At 62.9% G+C, this 13,665-nt stretch carries 8 protein-coding genes; 5 read left to right on the top strand and 3 right to left on the bottom strand.

Going from position 1 to position 13,665, the window contains the following annotated elements; genetic code table 11:
* The first annotated feature begins 70 nt into the window (after nucleotides 1–70).
* Nucleotides 71–3,178, top strand: coding sequence for an N-6 DNA methylase (locus MOK15_RS13620; RefSeq protein WP_242932109.1), 3,108 nt, complete (start codon nucleotides 71–73; stop codon nucleotides 3,176–3,178).
* Nucleotides 3,175–3,900 carry a hypothetical protein gene (locus tag MOK15_RS13615; protein WP_242932108.1) on the top strand — a complete coding sequence of 242 codons (726 nt, stop codon included), beginning with the start codon at nucleotides 3,175–3,177 and terminating at the stop codon, nucleotides 3,898–3,900. Before MOK15_RS13620 ends, MOK15_RS13615 begins: the two co-directional genes overlap by 4 nt.
* Before the next feature lie 327 nt (nucleotides 3,901–4,227).
* On the opposite strand, the gene MOK15_RS13610 is transcribed toward MOK15_RS13615, so the two are convergent.
* Entirely contained in the window at nucleotides 4,228–7,158 is a 2,931-nt protein-coding gene (locus MOK15_RS13610; RefSeq protein WP_242932107.1) for a hypothetical protein, read from the bottom strand.
* A 349-nt stretch (nucleotides 7,159–7,507) separates the two neighbouring features.
* Here MOK15_RS13610 and MOK15_RS13605 point away from each other — a divergent pair, with 349 nt between their 5' ends.
* Complete coding sequence (locus tag MOK15_RS13605) at nucleotides 7,508–7,726, top strand: hypothetical protein (RefSeq protein ID WP_242932106.1); 219 nt, start codon at nucleotides 7,508–7,510, stop codon at nucleotides 7,724–7,726.
* Here the strand turns inward: MOK15_RS13605 and MOK15_RS13600 are convergent.
* Nucleotides 7,723–8,784 carry a hypothetical protein gene (locus MOK15_RS13600; RefSeq protein ID WP_242932105.1) on the bottom strand — a complete coding sequence of 354 codons (1,062 nt, stop codon included), beginning with the start codon at nucleotides 8,782–8,784 and terminating at the stop codon, nucleotides 7,723–7,725. The genes MOK15_RS13605 and MOK15_RS13600 overlap by 4 nt on opposite strands.
* A gap of 457 nt (nucleotides 8,785–9,241) precedes the next feature.
* On the opposite strand from MOK15_RS13600, the gene MOK15_RS13595 reads away from it, so the two are divergent.
* Both MOK15_RS13595 and MOK15_RS13590 read left to right on the top strand, forming a co-directional pair.
* Entirely contained in the window at nucleotides 9,242–11,320 is a 2,079-nt protein-coding gene (locus MOK15_RS13595; protein ID WP_242932104.1) for a ParB/Srx family N-terminal domain-containing protein, read from the top strand.
* 220 nt (nucleotides 11,321–11,540) lie between these two features.
* Nucleotides 11,541–12,440: a HEPN domain-containing protein gene (locus MOK15_RS13590; RefSeq protein WP_242932103.1), complete on the top strand. Its 900-nt coding sequence runs from the start codon at nucleotides 11,541–11,543 to the stop codon at nucleotides 12,438–12,440.
* A 97-nt stretch (nucleotides 12,441–12,537) separates the two neighbouring features.
* Here MOK15_RS13590 and MOK15_RS13585 read toward each other — a convergent pair whose 3' ends face one another.
* The gene (locus MOK15_RS13585; RefSeq protein ID WP_242932102.1) at nucleotides 12,538–13,368 is read right to left on the bottom strand and encodes a DUF5677 domain-containing protein; all 831 of its coding nucleotides are present in this window, start codon (nucleotides 13,366–13,368) and stop codon (nucleotides 12,538–12,540) included.
* Nucleotides 13,369–13,665 lie beyond the last annotated feature (297 nt).

Genomic DNA, 13,665 nt, shown 5'->3' with positions numbered 1-13,665 from the left:
GCCAAGGCGGCTGTTCTCATACCAATGTTCATGATATGTTCCATCATATGCAATGGCAGAGTGTAGGGACATGACCGCAGCGACGGTCCAGAGCTGGCTTGAAAAGCTGGGCTATGAAGCCGAGCGCGATGTGCTGCATCTGCGCGGCGACGCGGTTCCCGAGACCCATCCCTATGCGCTGGAGATCAAGACTCTTCTGAAACCAGACGGGGCAATTCGCGCACAGGCGGTCTTCGACGTCGAGGGCGTCCCGACCGTCGTCTTTGTCGCGCGGGACGGTGCGCCGCTGTCGAGCGCCGAGCTGGACAAAGCGCGCCAACGTATCTGGAACCAGAATCTCGCGACTATCGTCATCGAGCTCAAGGGCGACGAAGCGACCGCGCTTCCGGCGCGCAAGCTCAAAAGCGCTGGTGAACGCTTGCGCCTTGACGAAGCCCGGCCCGATGGTCCGTTCTCCGCTCTCGACGTGTCGACGGCGAACCTCTCGCGGCGCCTGCCAAAATGGTTCGATGTTAAGGCGCGTGTGGATCGCAAGCTCTTGTCCAACCTGTCGACCGCGGTCGCCAAGCTGACCCTTGAGGGCCTCAACGGTATAGCGGGGGAACGCGCGCGCCGCCGGCTGGCCGAGCTCCTGATGGGGCAGGTGTTGTTTATCTCCTATCTCGAGCATCGCGAGATCGTCGGCGGAACCTATCGCGCCCGTCGCAACGTCGCCAAACTGCCCGACCTAGTCGCCCAGCGGGACCGAGCTGGCATCGCCAAGCTGATCGACCGCCTGCGGTCCGATTTTAATGGCGATTTCCTTGGCGATGACCGGCACGATCCCTGGACAGCGCTTTCGATCGGCGGCTTCGATCTTCTTGACCAGTTCCTGAGCCGCACTGATATGCGCACCGGTCAGGGCGACTTTTGGAACTACGACTTCAGCTATATTCCGGTTGAGCTGTTATCTGGCCTCTACGAGCAGTTCCTGACGCCCGAACAGCAGGCCGAGGACGGCGCCTATTACACACCGCGCAATCTCGCCATGCTCGCGGTGGACCAGGCGCTGCTGGCGTCGCCCGATCCGCTCTCCGAGACGATCTTCGATGGCGCGTGCGGATCGGGGATACTGCTTACGACGGCCTATCGCCGCCTTATAGCCTTGGCGGAAGCGCGCGAAGGGCGTCAGCTGGGTTTCGCCGAGCGTGGCGAACTCCTCAAGCGGAGCATCTTCGGCGGCGACATCAACTTTATGGCCTGCCGAGTCACCGCCTTCAGCCTCTACCTTTCGTTGCTGGAGGGTCTGGACCCGGCCGACATTCTGGAGGCGCAGGAGCGCGACGGCACCAAATTGCCGCCGCTGAAGGATCGCAACCTCGCGCACGGGCGGGATCACGCCGACTTCTTCGAGGACGGCCATGCCTTCTTTGGCCGCCGCTTCTCCTTGATCATCTCGAACCCACCATGGTCCGAACCAGAAAGGGAGACCCACACCTCGGCGGATGACTGGGCCGACCGCGCGGGTGTGCCCTTTGCGCGCCGGCAGATGGCAGGGGCCTATGCGCTGCGCGCCCTTGATTTTCTGGAAGAGGGCGGGAGGACCTGCCTCATCCTGCCGATTGGCCAGCTCCTCGGCGCATCGAGCGAAGCTTTCGTCTCCTTTCTCCTGCGCGCGTACAAGCCGAGCCGCATCATCAATTTCGGCGACCTGCAGGGGCTGCTATTCCCAACTGCTGAAAACACCTGCCACGTGTTTCTGGCCGAGCGCCGGGGCGCCGCGGTTCCGCAGTCAATCCCGTTCGGCGAGACGTTCGACTATCTCGTTCCCAAGGCTGATCTCAGCCTCGCTCTCGGCCGCCTCACCATGCAATCGGCCGATCGCCATGCCCTGCAGACCCGCTCCGTCGCCGAAGATCCGCAACTCCTCGTCACTATGATGTGGGGCGACGCCAACGACCTAGCGATCTGGAGCCGTCTAAGCGTGCGCGGCACCTTCGCCAACTTCTGGCGCGGTCCCCGCGAATTCCGGCGCTGGACTTACCGCAAGGGTATCCACCTGGAGGACAAGAGCCGGGTCGCGGTCGATCCCGGTCCGCTTCGCGACATGTCGCATGTGCCGATCGTCGCGCTCAGCGCTGGCGTACCCGTGCTACATCCGGATCTGCTGCGGCCTTGGCCCGAAGACAAGAAGACCGTTGTTGGGCTCAACGATGCTGTGCTCGCCGTGTTCGGTGGTCCGCGCGTGATCTTTCCCGACGGCTTCTCGCGAGAGCAACAGAATGTCCGCGCAGTCTATTATGACGGTCCGGCGAGCTTCACACACAGCATCGGCGTGATCGCGGGCCCCAAGGCGGATGCGCCCCTCTTAAAGTTCGCGGCCGTCTATCTGCGCTCAACGCTTGCGCGCTATTTCTTGATGATGCGCGGCTGGAAGATGCTGTGCGAGCGCAACGGCATACATCTGACCGATGTAGACGCCTTCCCGTTCTTTCTGCCCGCCGACGCCCCCGACCCGGAGGCGGCCGCCTCGGCACTCGCGTCGATTACTGCCCAAGTCGACGATCTTACCGCTCAGCCCGAGTTGCTCCAGCGGACCCATTACGAGGGCGTGCGCGCCACACTGGATGCTGCCGTCTTCGCCTATTTCGGTTTGACCGCCGACGAGCGGACGCTTGTCTCCGAGACGGTCGAAGTGCTCATGCCGTCGATACGGCCCCGCAGTTTCAAGAGTCTCGACACGCCGGCCCAGCGGCCGGCGGACGTGGAGGATTTCAGAATTTACGCGGATGCGCTGGCCAAAGCACTTACCAGTTGGCGCGATCGGACGGGCGGTCGAGGCCGTTTCCAGGTCGATGTCGTCGCGAGCGACCCGGCACGCGCCGGGCCCTCGGGAATCGTAAAGGTCAGCTATGCCGAAAAGGGCCAGGCTGCGCCCGGCGTCGCGGCAGTCGTCAATGATGAGCTCGTGATCGCGACCCTGGTTGTGCTGCGAAAGTCGGGCCTGCGCACAATCCCCTCTGGCAATTACCTGACCCTCGTGCCGGATGCGCATCTGTGGATCGACGGCAGTCTCTACCTGGTGCGACCGCTGACCCAGCGCAGTTGGACCGTGCGCCAGGCGCTGCGCGACGCCGAACATATTGTGCGCACTGTTCAGTCCCGTGCCGGCTCCACCAAGTTGGGGGCGCCCGCGTGACGGGAGCTAGTGACTGGCTTTCGGCCTTTCCGCTACAGCCAGCGACCGAAGCGGTCGAAGCCTTGCGGCAGGGCTGGTCGGAGCTGGCGGCGTCGCCGAGGCCGGACTTCAATCCCAAGACCAAGGAAGACGCGCTAACCAAGCGCCTCAAGGTCTACGTCGAAAACCATGTAGCGCGAGAGCGCGGCCTGCTGGGCATGTGGGCGGCTGAAGACATCATCGGCGACACTGACCCGGTGAGCGGCGAGCTGATTGAGGAGCGCAGGACCGACATCGTCTACGGCTGGAACAGCGAGGTTCAGGCTATGAAGCTGGTGTTTGAGTTTAAGCGGCTCGGACGCCAGAAACGGCATCGCGACCATTATCTGCGGGACAAGGGGCTCGGCCGATTCGTCACCGGCATCTACAGCCGGGGCCAGGCGGTTGCGGCCATGGTCGGTGTGCTGCTCGATCCCGAAGATGAGATCGTACCACCGATCCGCAATGCGCTGAGCGAGGCTGCGCTTGCAACCCTGTTGCGACTGCGGCCGACCGCCGCCGGAGAACCCTACGCACGGCCGTCAACCCTGTTCGCGACCGCCGACTTCGACACTGAACATGAGCGCGATCCGGTCCTCGCGCCCAGCCATGGCACGATCCGGGTATCGCATTTCTTTTTCGCCTTCGGCTATCCGACGAGCACCCTAAAGCCGAAGAAAGCGAAGGCGGCAGCGATGCCATAAGGTGCTGCCGCGGCCGCTAAATCGGCTTAAAGGCGGATCGCGCTCCAGTACGACCCGGGACGTTCATGTTACGAAACCTCGGTAGCTGCATGAGATGACCGAGGATTTGTACCCAAGCGCCCACGCGGGAACGGCCAAGGTCATTTTCCAATCCACATCGTCAAGCATCAGCTCGCACGCGCACGCAAAAGTGCGCCCGAACATGAGTGGTGGCGAAAGGCGCTGGCGTGGGGCCATTTCCGGGTGACCCCGCCGGAGCCCAAGGATGGCGAAGTCGAACCGTGGTAGTCGTTCGAGGCATTCCTGATCGCGCCACGTTCAAATGCGCTATGCGGCCGCATTCCAGCCGAAGACGTCCTCATGGTCGATATCGTCCGAGGAATTCATGTATCGCGCATCAAGAAAGCGCTTCGTGGCGATGCTGTTGGGGGTCTGCCGGTGAAGTTGGAGGCCCCAGCCTTTCAAGGTAGCGAGGGTGTTCAGACCGAGCTGGAAATCGACAAAGGCCTTGTCGAACTTTGCCAGATCGACCTTGGGCATAGCGCCGTTTTCGATCCGTTTGATCGCGCGGTTCATAACGCCCTGGGCGTCGGGCGTCCCGCCGAGCAGCGGACCGCCCAGCTCCTCCTCCATCGCGGCGTTCAAGGTGAAATTGTAGATGCAGTTGCACAGCTGCCAGTCGGGCATTCCTTCGGCGTGACACGCTTGGAGCACGTCGCGTGATTTTTCCTCGCCCATCAGCAATGGGACGATCGCGAGCATGACGGGGCCAGTCCGTCGATAGCGATTCTCCAGAGCTTGTATCGATTTCTCGCGCGAATAGCCGGGTGCCGGCGTGGAGCGCCACGCCAGGTCAGGGTGCACGAGCGCGGGTGCGATGGCGAGCGCCGGGGCATGCTGCTGCGATAGGTCGGGCATGTCGCCAATGAGCAAGTCGCGAACATCTTTCAGCAATGCGCTGACCGGCTGCACCCAGAAGGCGCGAGTCATGAGCCCTCGCTCCATCTTTCCGTCCAGGATCGTCCTGAAATCGACGAAGGGAAGCGCAGTCGCCTGCGCGACCATGGTCGCGGTCATGGCAAATGTGCGCTCGACCTCTTCGGTCTGATCGCCACCTTCGGGCAGGGTGATGATGAACCGCAAAGTTCCGTTGTCGGGATCCTGACGCAAGGAAGATGGCCCGGCACTTCCTGTTTCGATCCTGACATGCACGTCGCTGGGAATGATCAGCAGATCGCGGTCGGACAGATCGACAAGCGCGATCTGAAGCGCCGCGCCGAAGCGCCCGGCATCGAGACGCGCATCTTCTGCCGCTTCGATCGACCAGTTGATGCCCAGCGCGTGCCACTGATACTGAACGCGTCCGCCTACGTCGCCGAACAGGCCTTGGCCGAGCTGCTCCGCGAGAAGCGCTGCGATCTCGGGAAGCGACATCGTGGCCCAGGGTGGCTTGTCCCCGAGCTGCCTTATGCTGTTCGCATAGGCCGGATCGAGCTTCCAGCCGTCGACGATCGCATCGGCCGCGGCTTCGAGGTGCGGCGCGTTTTTCACCAATAGCGTGCGCATCTGCGTGGCCTGGACCAGGCCGGCCGAGAATTTGGCGTGCCGCTCCAATTCTTCGGGGTCGGTCGCGAAGTGCATGTGAAGTGCGGCAGCCCCGCCGAATGCCGCAAGGTAGCTCAGCCCCTCGCCATTCAGCATATAGCTGTCCGCAACGAGGAAAGCGGCTTCGGCAACCAGCGGCCTCAAGCTTTCATCGTCCGAGCGACCGGCCAGATGCAAAGCGGCCGCCGCATAATAGCGCGATGCCAGCGGCAGGTGCAGTAGCGCGTAACATTCGGCGAGATTGAGCATTGCAAGGACGGAGCCGCGCATGGTCTCTGCGGAAAACCAGCCATCTTTTGCGCGCTGAAGCTGATCCACGGCCAACGCCACCTTGTCCGCCTTCAGATACTGGACCGCCCTGTTGCGGCCCTGCTCGGCAGCGGTGAATTTCCCGCCACGCTCGGCGACGATAGCATCGACCTGGTCGGCGAGATCCCGATATCGCGCGTGATCGCCGATGATCGGCAGGACCATTTCGAGCAAACCGGCCAGAGCGTCGATGTCGGCGAAAGGCGAGATTGCTGCGATCTTCGCGGCGGCTTCCCAATGGAGGAGGAGCCGCTCGGCCCGCTCATCGACATCGGCGGTTCCCAGTTCGTCGAAATCGAGATGGCCCCGGACGAGCAGCAATCGGTAGCGAGAGCCGTCGTTGATGTCCTCGGCCAGCGACCGTTCGATCGCGGCGCGCGCCTTTTCGCGCCAGCCTTCGACCAGCTCGGGCGCGGCGTTGAATTCGCCTCGCAGGCGCGCCGACACCGCATAGGAGGCGAGAACGGTCGCATCTTCCACTTCGTTCGGCGGAGATGTCTCGTCGAGCATTTCGAAGTAGCGCGAGACTGCCCATACTGCTGGATCCAGCGAACCGCGGCCGCGCAATTGCGCGACGGCAATCTCATACAAGGCCTTGCGCTCGATGACGGGCCCGAACTTCCCGAGCGTTTCCTTCAGCAGATCCGACCACAGGCCCAGGTCGGCTCGCAGCTCGGGGGAGAAGGTCGCTCTGCGCAGCCCCCGCTTCACCTCGATGAAGTCGGAATAGCTCCCGATCTCGCGGACTTCGTCAAACCATCGGCGCCGAAGCGCGGCATAGTCGGCATCGGCTTCGACGGCAGGGAACATGTCTGCCGGCACCGACAGAAACTGCTCCGCGATCCAGAAAGTCTCTGGCTCAGCGAGCAGATCGGCGATCGCCTGGCCGTCGAAGACTTCCAGATGCGCGCCATAGGCGTCGTGGCAGAGCTTCTGCAGATTGTGGCGCTTCGCCACCGGCAGGTCCGGTACTGCATAATAATAAACGACGGTTGGTTTCGGTGTGCCACCGAACATCGAGCGCAAGTCGCGCTTGATCTTGTTGGTCAACGCCTTGTCTAAGGTGCAGCCAAACACCAGTGTGTCCGTGCCTTCCGCGGCGACCGACAGGCTTGATGCGATCGGCGTTGAAGCCAGATAGGTTCGATAGCTTTCGAAATCGCGGCCCTGGTCGCCCCCTGCCTGAACCGGGCCGGTCGCCGGAACAATCCGCCTCGATATCGTTTGGCGCGCCAACTCAAATGCCAGTTCTTCGAAGTGATGCTGTTGGTTCTTCGCGCTCATCTGTTCAAGCTGAAACCGAAGATACTGCCGCAGCTCATATCGGTTTTTTGATGCCGTCATGCCAACGGCTCCGATGAGGTGATGCAGCGGTGGAACGCAGTGGCGGACGGTGTACTCGATCCATTTGCAGCGACGTCGCTGGTCACTGCATCAGAGGGGGTGCCGAGGATCGGGTCAATCATCTGTCATCAATGGCTTTATCGCGCGCTGCACTCAAGCGCCCTGACTAGTGGCGTATGCGTTTGGCCTCCAGTCTCACTCGCCCAGTCAGCCTCAACCATCGCGCTGCGGGCCAAGGGACCTCCGAGCGACATCCGAGAACGGCAATCGTCAGTCGATCCGCTGGCCTCGTATATAGGAGTGCGACAGGCTATATGCAGCGCTTGATCCATCGCGCGAAAGAATTTGCATGATCACCTCCAAGCACATCCCTTGGGAGCCGATCGCCACACTGCCGGAGAACCGAAAGGATGGCCGTCGCATGCTGCTCTGGGAGGGTGATCTCCCGGTAATTGGGCGTTGGGATAGCCAACGCGAGGTCTGGGAAGATCCGGAAAGCATGCATCTGCTCGAGGAAATTACGCATTGGGCCGACATAAACCCTCCCGTGATAGCGCCGGAGCGCTAATCCCGGTCCCAGCCCGCCCGCCCGTCACAGAAGTTGCAGCCCCGCCACATGCTGTCTTCCATATCGCCATTGTTCCCTTCGCTGCACCAGCCGCACGCGCTGAGATCTTCGCTCAGGTGCAGACAGGCGGTGCAGAGATAATGGTCGTGGAACGACACGACCGTTTGATGTCCGTCGCAGAAAGAGCAGTTCGCCGGCGTGCTATGGTCATAGTTATCGTATGTGACCGGATCGTCGTCGACGATTTCGGCGATGTCGCCCTGGTCGAACTCCGTTCCGCAGCCTGAGCAGGTCGAGGTCTCATCACCCTCGACGCGGAACGGCGCCTCGCAGTTGGTGCATTCGAGCATCAACCAGCGCGGCGCGAACTGGCATACATGGCATTTTGTCTGTTGCAGCTCGCCTACCACGGCCTGGGTTTCGGCCGCCTCGAAACCGCAGCGACCGCAGGCTTCCAGAACCTTGCCCGCTTGCTTCAGCGCTGCCAGCTCGGGGGCCAAGCTGTCAAAGCGTGTCTTGAGATAGAGGCGATGCTCGGCAAACAGGCGATCCATCGCCTCCAGATCGAGCTCGAACCGGTCGAAGACGTCACACCACTGGCGCTTCAGCAGGCCGACGAGCCCGTGCCAGGCGTTGAGCTGCTCGACCGCGATCTGCTCGCGAACCGTGGGCTCGTCGATGTCCTGAAAGAAATGGACCAGCTTGTTGCGATGCTTCCGGACGATGTCGAATGCTCGCCGCGTCGACTCCGGCAGCGGGCTGCCCACAACCTTCGCCAGGCGATGGCACGCGTCCTCGAAGCTGACGGAGATGAAGTCGCCGGTTTGGAAGCTCGCCAGATCGGGCGTTTTGCTGACGACCAGGCTCCAGTGCTCCTGCATCAGCCGCGCCTTCAGGAACAGCTCGACGGCCGAGTGGAAAGCGATGATCGAATGCTTCGGCCGTGCCGTGAACTCTTCAGTGCCGAGTGTCAGAAAGTCGACAGCGTTCGCCACCAGATCCTGCATGGGATCGGGTCGTTTTTCTTTCGGCCGTTTCTTTCTGGTGCTGGAGGACATGGCCCTGACTTAGCCGGATGCACGAGCTACGAGAAGGACGCGCGTGGAGGATGATGCCGTTAAATTGGCGCCTCCCTGCGGGACCGCTGCTCTATCTCCGCTGCGCTCCGACCGAACCCCTCACGGGTTTCGGCCCATGCGGGTGACGATCAGACTGGCGATGCGGCGTAACCACGCCGATCCGTAAATCCGCATTCGCGGCTTTGCGCCTTTCCGTATCTGCGGAGATCAGGCCAGGGCTGCGCCGGCCCGATCGCGCGATCGGTCGCTGCACTCCGCGATGGGGTGGGCGTCGCTTCCCTTTAGGCCCGCCGCGCCTAGCCGCAACGCGCGTGCCGCGCTTACCTTCTCTGCGTTTCGGCCCTTCGGGTGCTGCCCGGCTCTGCCGGCGGGCCTGCCGGTCGCTCTTTCGCCGCCCACCCCAATCCGGTGTGTGTGGTTTAGAAGGAGTAGTGTGATGAACGCTGTTACCCAAACCGTAGCCGCCGAGCCTGTGTCGGGCGTCGAGATTTTCGTGCCGCTCGCCAAGCTCAAGAAGTCTCCGCGCAATGCCCGCAAAGTGCCGCATGGGGAAACCGCCATCGAGGCGCTGGCCGCTTCGATCCAGTACAAGGGCATGATCCAGAACCTTGTGGTCGAGCCCGAGGTCAAGGATGGCGAGCCCACGGGCTGCTATTTCGTGACAGCTGGCGAGGGCCGCAGGCTGGCGATGCTGCTGCGCGCCAAGCGCAAGCAGATCAAGAAGTCAGAGCCTGTCCGTTGCTGGCTGGATACCGCGAACGATCCGGCCGAGGTCAGCCTTGACGAGAATGTCACCCGTACCCCGATGCATCCCGCCGACCAGTTCGAGCGGTTCGCGGAGCTTTCCCGTGACAAGGGATGGGGCGCGGAGGAGATCGGCGCGCGGTTCGGCGTGTCGGCTTCCGTGGTGAAGCAGCGGCTTCGCTTGGGCGCGGTCAGCCCGAAGCTGTTGCAGGTCTATCGTGAGGACGGCCTTACGCTGGACCAGTTGATAGCCTTCGGGATTTCCGAGGACCATGCCCGGCAGGAGCAGGTTTTCGAGAACCTGCATCACAACCGAGAGCCGTGGATCATCCGCCGGGACATGACCGCCGCCAACGTGCCTGCGCAGGATCGCCGTGCGATCTTCGTGGGAGCCGAGGCGTATCAGGAAGCGGGCGGCGCAATCATCCGTGACCTGTTCAGCGAGGACCGGGGCGGGTTCTTCGAGGATGCGGGCTTGCTCGACATGCTCGCCATCGAAAAGCTGCGCGAGATCGCCGGGACCGTGCAGGCCGAGGGCTGGAAATGGGCCGAGGCGCATATCGACTATCCCCACGCCCACGGGATGCGGCGCTTCTATCCGCAGACCGTCGCCCTGTCCGACGAGGACGAGGCCCGGTTGGAGGCGCTGTCCACCGAGCATGACGAATTGGCCGAGGGTTATTCGTCCTATGACGAGATGCCCGAGGACGTGGCCGAGAAGCTGGAGGCGATGTCCGACGAGATTAACGCCATTTCGGCCAAGCGGTACGCCTACGACGCCAACGTGATCGTGCATGGCGGCGCGTTCGTCGTGCTTCACCATGACGGCACGGTCAGGATCAAGCGCGGATTCGTCCGTCTCGAGGATGAGGCGCTGGCCGACCCGCAGCCAGAGGAGGAGTGCGAAGGCGAAGCCATCGACCGGGAGGCCGTGGAGGACGAGCAGGCCGAGGACGGCGGCGAGGACGTGCAGGAGATTGAGGAAGAAGACGAAGAGCCGGGCAAGCCGATTTCCGACAGCCTCACCCGCGACCTGTCCGCCCATCGGACGCTGGCCTTGCGCGTGGCGCTTGGCGAGCGGCCCGATCTGGCGCTGATCGCCTTGACCCACACGCTCACGGCGCAACTGTTCTACAGCTACACCGAGGCCGGTTGCCTTGAGGTTCGTCCGACCGTGACGCCGCTTGGCAGCCATGCGGACGGGATCGAGGACACGCCCTTGGCGGCGCGGGCGAGCGAGGCGCATGAGGCGTGGGCCGAGCGGATGCCACGTGACGTGGCCGACCTGTGGGGCTTCATCGTCGGGCTGGACGATGAGAAGCGACTGGCGCTGCTGGCGCATTGCGCGTCCCGCACCGTCAATGCGCTACGTCTGCCGTGGGATCGCAAGCCCCGCTCGCTGCAAACGGCGGACAGGCTGGCGACTGCGCTGGCGCTCGACGTGGCGAAGGACTGGACGCCGACCGTGGACAGCTACCTTGGCCGCGTCACCAAGGCGCATATCGTCGAGGCCGTGACCGAAGGCGTATCGGAGGATGCCGCCTGCCGTATCGCGGACATGAAGAAGCCGGACATGGCGCAAGCCGCCGAGCAGCTTCTGGCCGGGATCGGCTGGCTTCCTGCGATCCTGCGGACCTCCGAGCCGGAGGCGGATCAGCCCGCACCCGTCGAGGCCGAGGATGCCGAGACCATGGTGCAGCCGCCCGAAGCGGAGTGTCCCGATACCGAAGCGCAGGACGGCGAAGCGTCCTACGCCGTCGCCGCCGAATAGCGGCATCGGGCCGGGGCCACGTAAGCGGTCCCGGCCTTCCGTTCAATCAGGGCCGTCGCCCGTGCGTCCATGAGATGCGGGGGGGGGGGGATCGCGTCGCGCGGGATAGCTGTCGCGCTCGCCGGGCTATGGCCCGGCTCGCGGTTATGAACGACGGCAGCTATTTCCCATCGACCATCCTGAGCCGTTCATGGTCGCCTGCGACTTCAGGTGCCGCTACATGGGCACCGCCATTTTACTACTGGATCAGGATGTGACCCTCTCGGCCTCGAAGAACAATCTCGCCCATGAGCTTTTCGTAAGAACGGCTGACGAGAACTACATCACCGCGCGTTGGTGCGCGATCAACCAGCTTAATACCGACTTCCTTTGGCTAGCGGTCCATGCCCTGGAAAAATACCTGAAGGCCGTCCTCTTAGTGAACGGCAAGTCGTCCAAACCCTACGGCCACGACATCGTAAAGCTCTACGCTGACGTGAAGCTGCTCGCGGGACCGCTGTTGCCGGACCGGCTGCAAAAGCCGGCTGATCTCGAAATCCATCATTGGTTCGAGCGGACGGCTGAGGCATTCATCGAACATCTCCTGCGCAACGGCAACGCCGATAATCGCTACCTGATCTATGGCTACGTCACCCGGAGCGAAGACCTTCATATGCTCGACCAGATGGTGTTCGCCATCCGCCGCCTGATCTGCCCGCTCGACGAGCGGATGTTTCCGCGCAGCGATCCGGGCGCGCCGACTGTGACCCACCGGGACATCCTGACCCGGCAGCCCGAATATTATGGCCGCATGGGCATGCCGCTGGACGGCTTGATCTACGACAAGGGGGAATCGGATCGGCGATCGGCCGCGCTCAATCTCAACATGGCCTTCGCGCTACCGGACTTTCCGCACACCTCGATCCGGGGCGGCAGTTCGTCGCGCAATCCGGTTATTATCCGCCGTATCCTCGATCCGTTGGAAAGCGACGATCCGAAGTGGGCAGCCGAAGGCGTCGAACTCGCAAGATGGTTCCTGGCCAATGTCAAAGTTCCGAAAGGCTCGGCCGCCGACCCCGGCGTGACCGAGCAGATCACCGCCGCGATCGACGCCGCTCGCGCCAAGCATGGATTGCCGTGAATTGCGTTCAATCTCGCGCTGGAATCGCGCGCAACAACATTCTGGACGGTGCTAAGGGCCCGCTGAGCACCGGCTTGCGGCGCAGGTGCTCAGCCGATCAGGCCGCAGCCTGCAGTTCCAGTAAGATGTCGTGGGCCTTCTCCAGACGATCCGGTTGCCGGCCTTCCTTCATCATGACTTCAAAATAACGGGTGGAACGAAGCATCGCGTCCAGTGCGAAGGAGAGCGCCTTGGGGATCTCCGTCTCGAACGGACCCAGAATATTGGTCACGCCGCCCTTGCCGTTCCTCTTCTTCAGGCCATTGAGGCTGCTGCTGGACAGATGGCCGTAAAAGGCGCTGACCACTCGATATTCGAGATAGCCCGACCGTTTGGGCATGGTCCGAGCGATCTTTTTGATGCTGAGGCCCTTCCGTTTGGCCAGCTTGGCCACATGATGCTCCTGACGTTTCAGGGACGCGGCGATCATGGCGGTGTCCGTGGGGTGCTCTTCACGCAGCAGCGTCTCCCGCTGGATAGCGTTGTCGTGCTCGTCAATCTCTAGCGCCTCCAGCGCCTTGAGCGGATCGGTGGCGAGCAGGCTCAGCCAGAATCCCACTTCATAGATCGCTCGCACGGCGCCCGCCGCTTCAATGGCCATGCCGCGCTCGGCCAACATGACAGATGCCGCGAACGCGTTCATCGCCCGCCCGTACATGCGCACCGCCGTCGGAGCCTGTGCGTTGGCCGGCCCGCCATTGCCGGCGTCCTGATGTTCCTGGAAGAGCCAGGTGGCGTAGCGGTTGACGTCACGCGCGAGCTCGAACCACGGCGCATAATTCTCGATGTAGATTGCCCGCCAGTCCTCGATCAGGGGCGAGAGCAATCCCTCCTCCGTCAGACCCTCGCGAGGGTCTTGATCTTCCTGCTGGCCGCCGTGATTCGTCATCGCGCTGGCGTAGCATCTTCGTGGGAATGATGGGCATCCCTCACCTTTGGCGTTCCGCGCCGTGTGCGCGACGGTCGCACTGTCTCTTCTGCTATCCGTGGTCCAGCGCTGCCCAAACGGCCTCTCCAATGGCTGGTCTGCCCGAGGCCGCTCGCCTTCCCGCAATGGCGGAGCGGCGCTTTTTTCCGCCGCCTGCGGCTTTGCATCGCGAAGCAAAAAAGCGCCGCTCCGCCATCCTCCGCTCCGCTGCGGCCCTTCGGGTGCGCGGTCAATCGTCCCCAGCCGACGAAGCGCCAT

It is taken from the genome of Sphingobium sp. BYY-5 (genome assembly GCF_022758885.1).
GTDB lineage: Bacteria > Pseudomonadota > Alphaproteobacteria > Sphingomonadales > Sphingomonadaceae > Sphingobium.
The sequence above is the reverse complement of the archived record's forward strand: the minus strand, read 5'-3'. Positions and strand labels throughout refer to the sequence as shown.

Bases quoted from the DNA above. Each gene is read 5' to 3' on its own strand.
- MOK15_RS13620 (WP_242932109.1), top strand. From the start codon at position 71: ATGACCGCAGCGACGGTCCAGAGCTGGCTTGAAAAGCTGGGCTATGAA.
- MOK15_RS13610 (WP_242932107.1), bottom strand. From the start codon at position 7,158: ATGACGGCATCAAAAAACCGATATGAGCTGCGGCAGTATCTTCGGTTT.
- MOK15_RS13605 (WP_242932106.1), top strand. From the start codon at position 7,508: ATGATCACCTCCAAGCACATCCCTTGGGAGCCGATCGCCACACTGCCG.
- MOK15_RS13600 (WP_242932105.1), bottom strand. From the start codon at position 8,784: ATGTCCTCCAGCACCAGAAAGAAACGGCCGAAAGAAAAACGACCCGAT.
- MOK15_RS13595 (WP_242932104.1), top strand. From the start codon at position 9,242: ATGAACGCTGTTACCCAAACCGTAGCCGCCGAGCCTGTGTCGGGCGTC.
- MOK15_RS13590 (WP_242932103.1), top strand. From the start codon at position 11,541: ATGGGCACCGCCATTTTACTACTGGATCAGGATGTGACCCTCTCGGCC.
- MOK15_RS13585 (WP_242932102.1), bottom strand. From the start codon at position 13,368: ATGACGAATCACGGCGGCCAGCAGGAAGATCAAGACCCTCGCGAGGGT.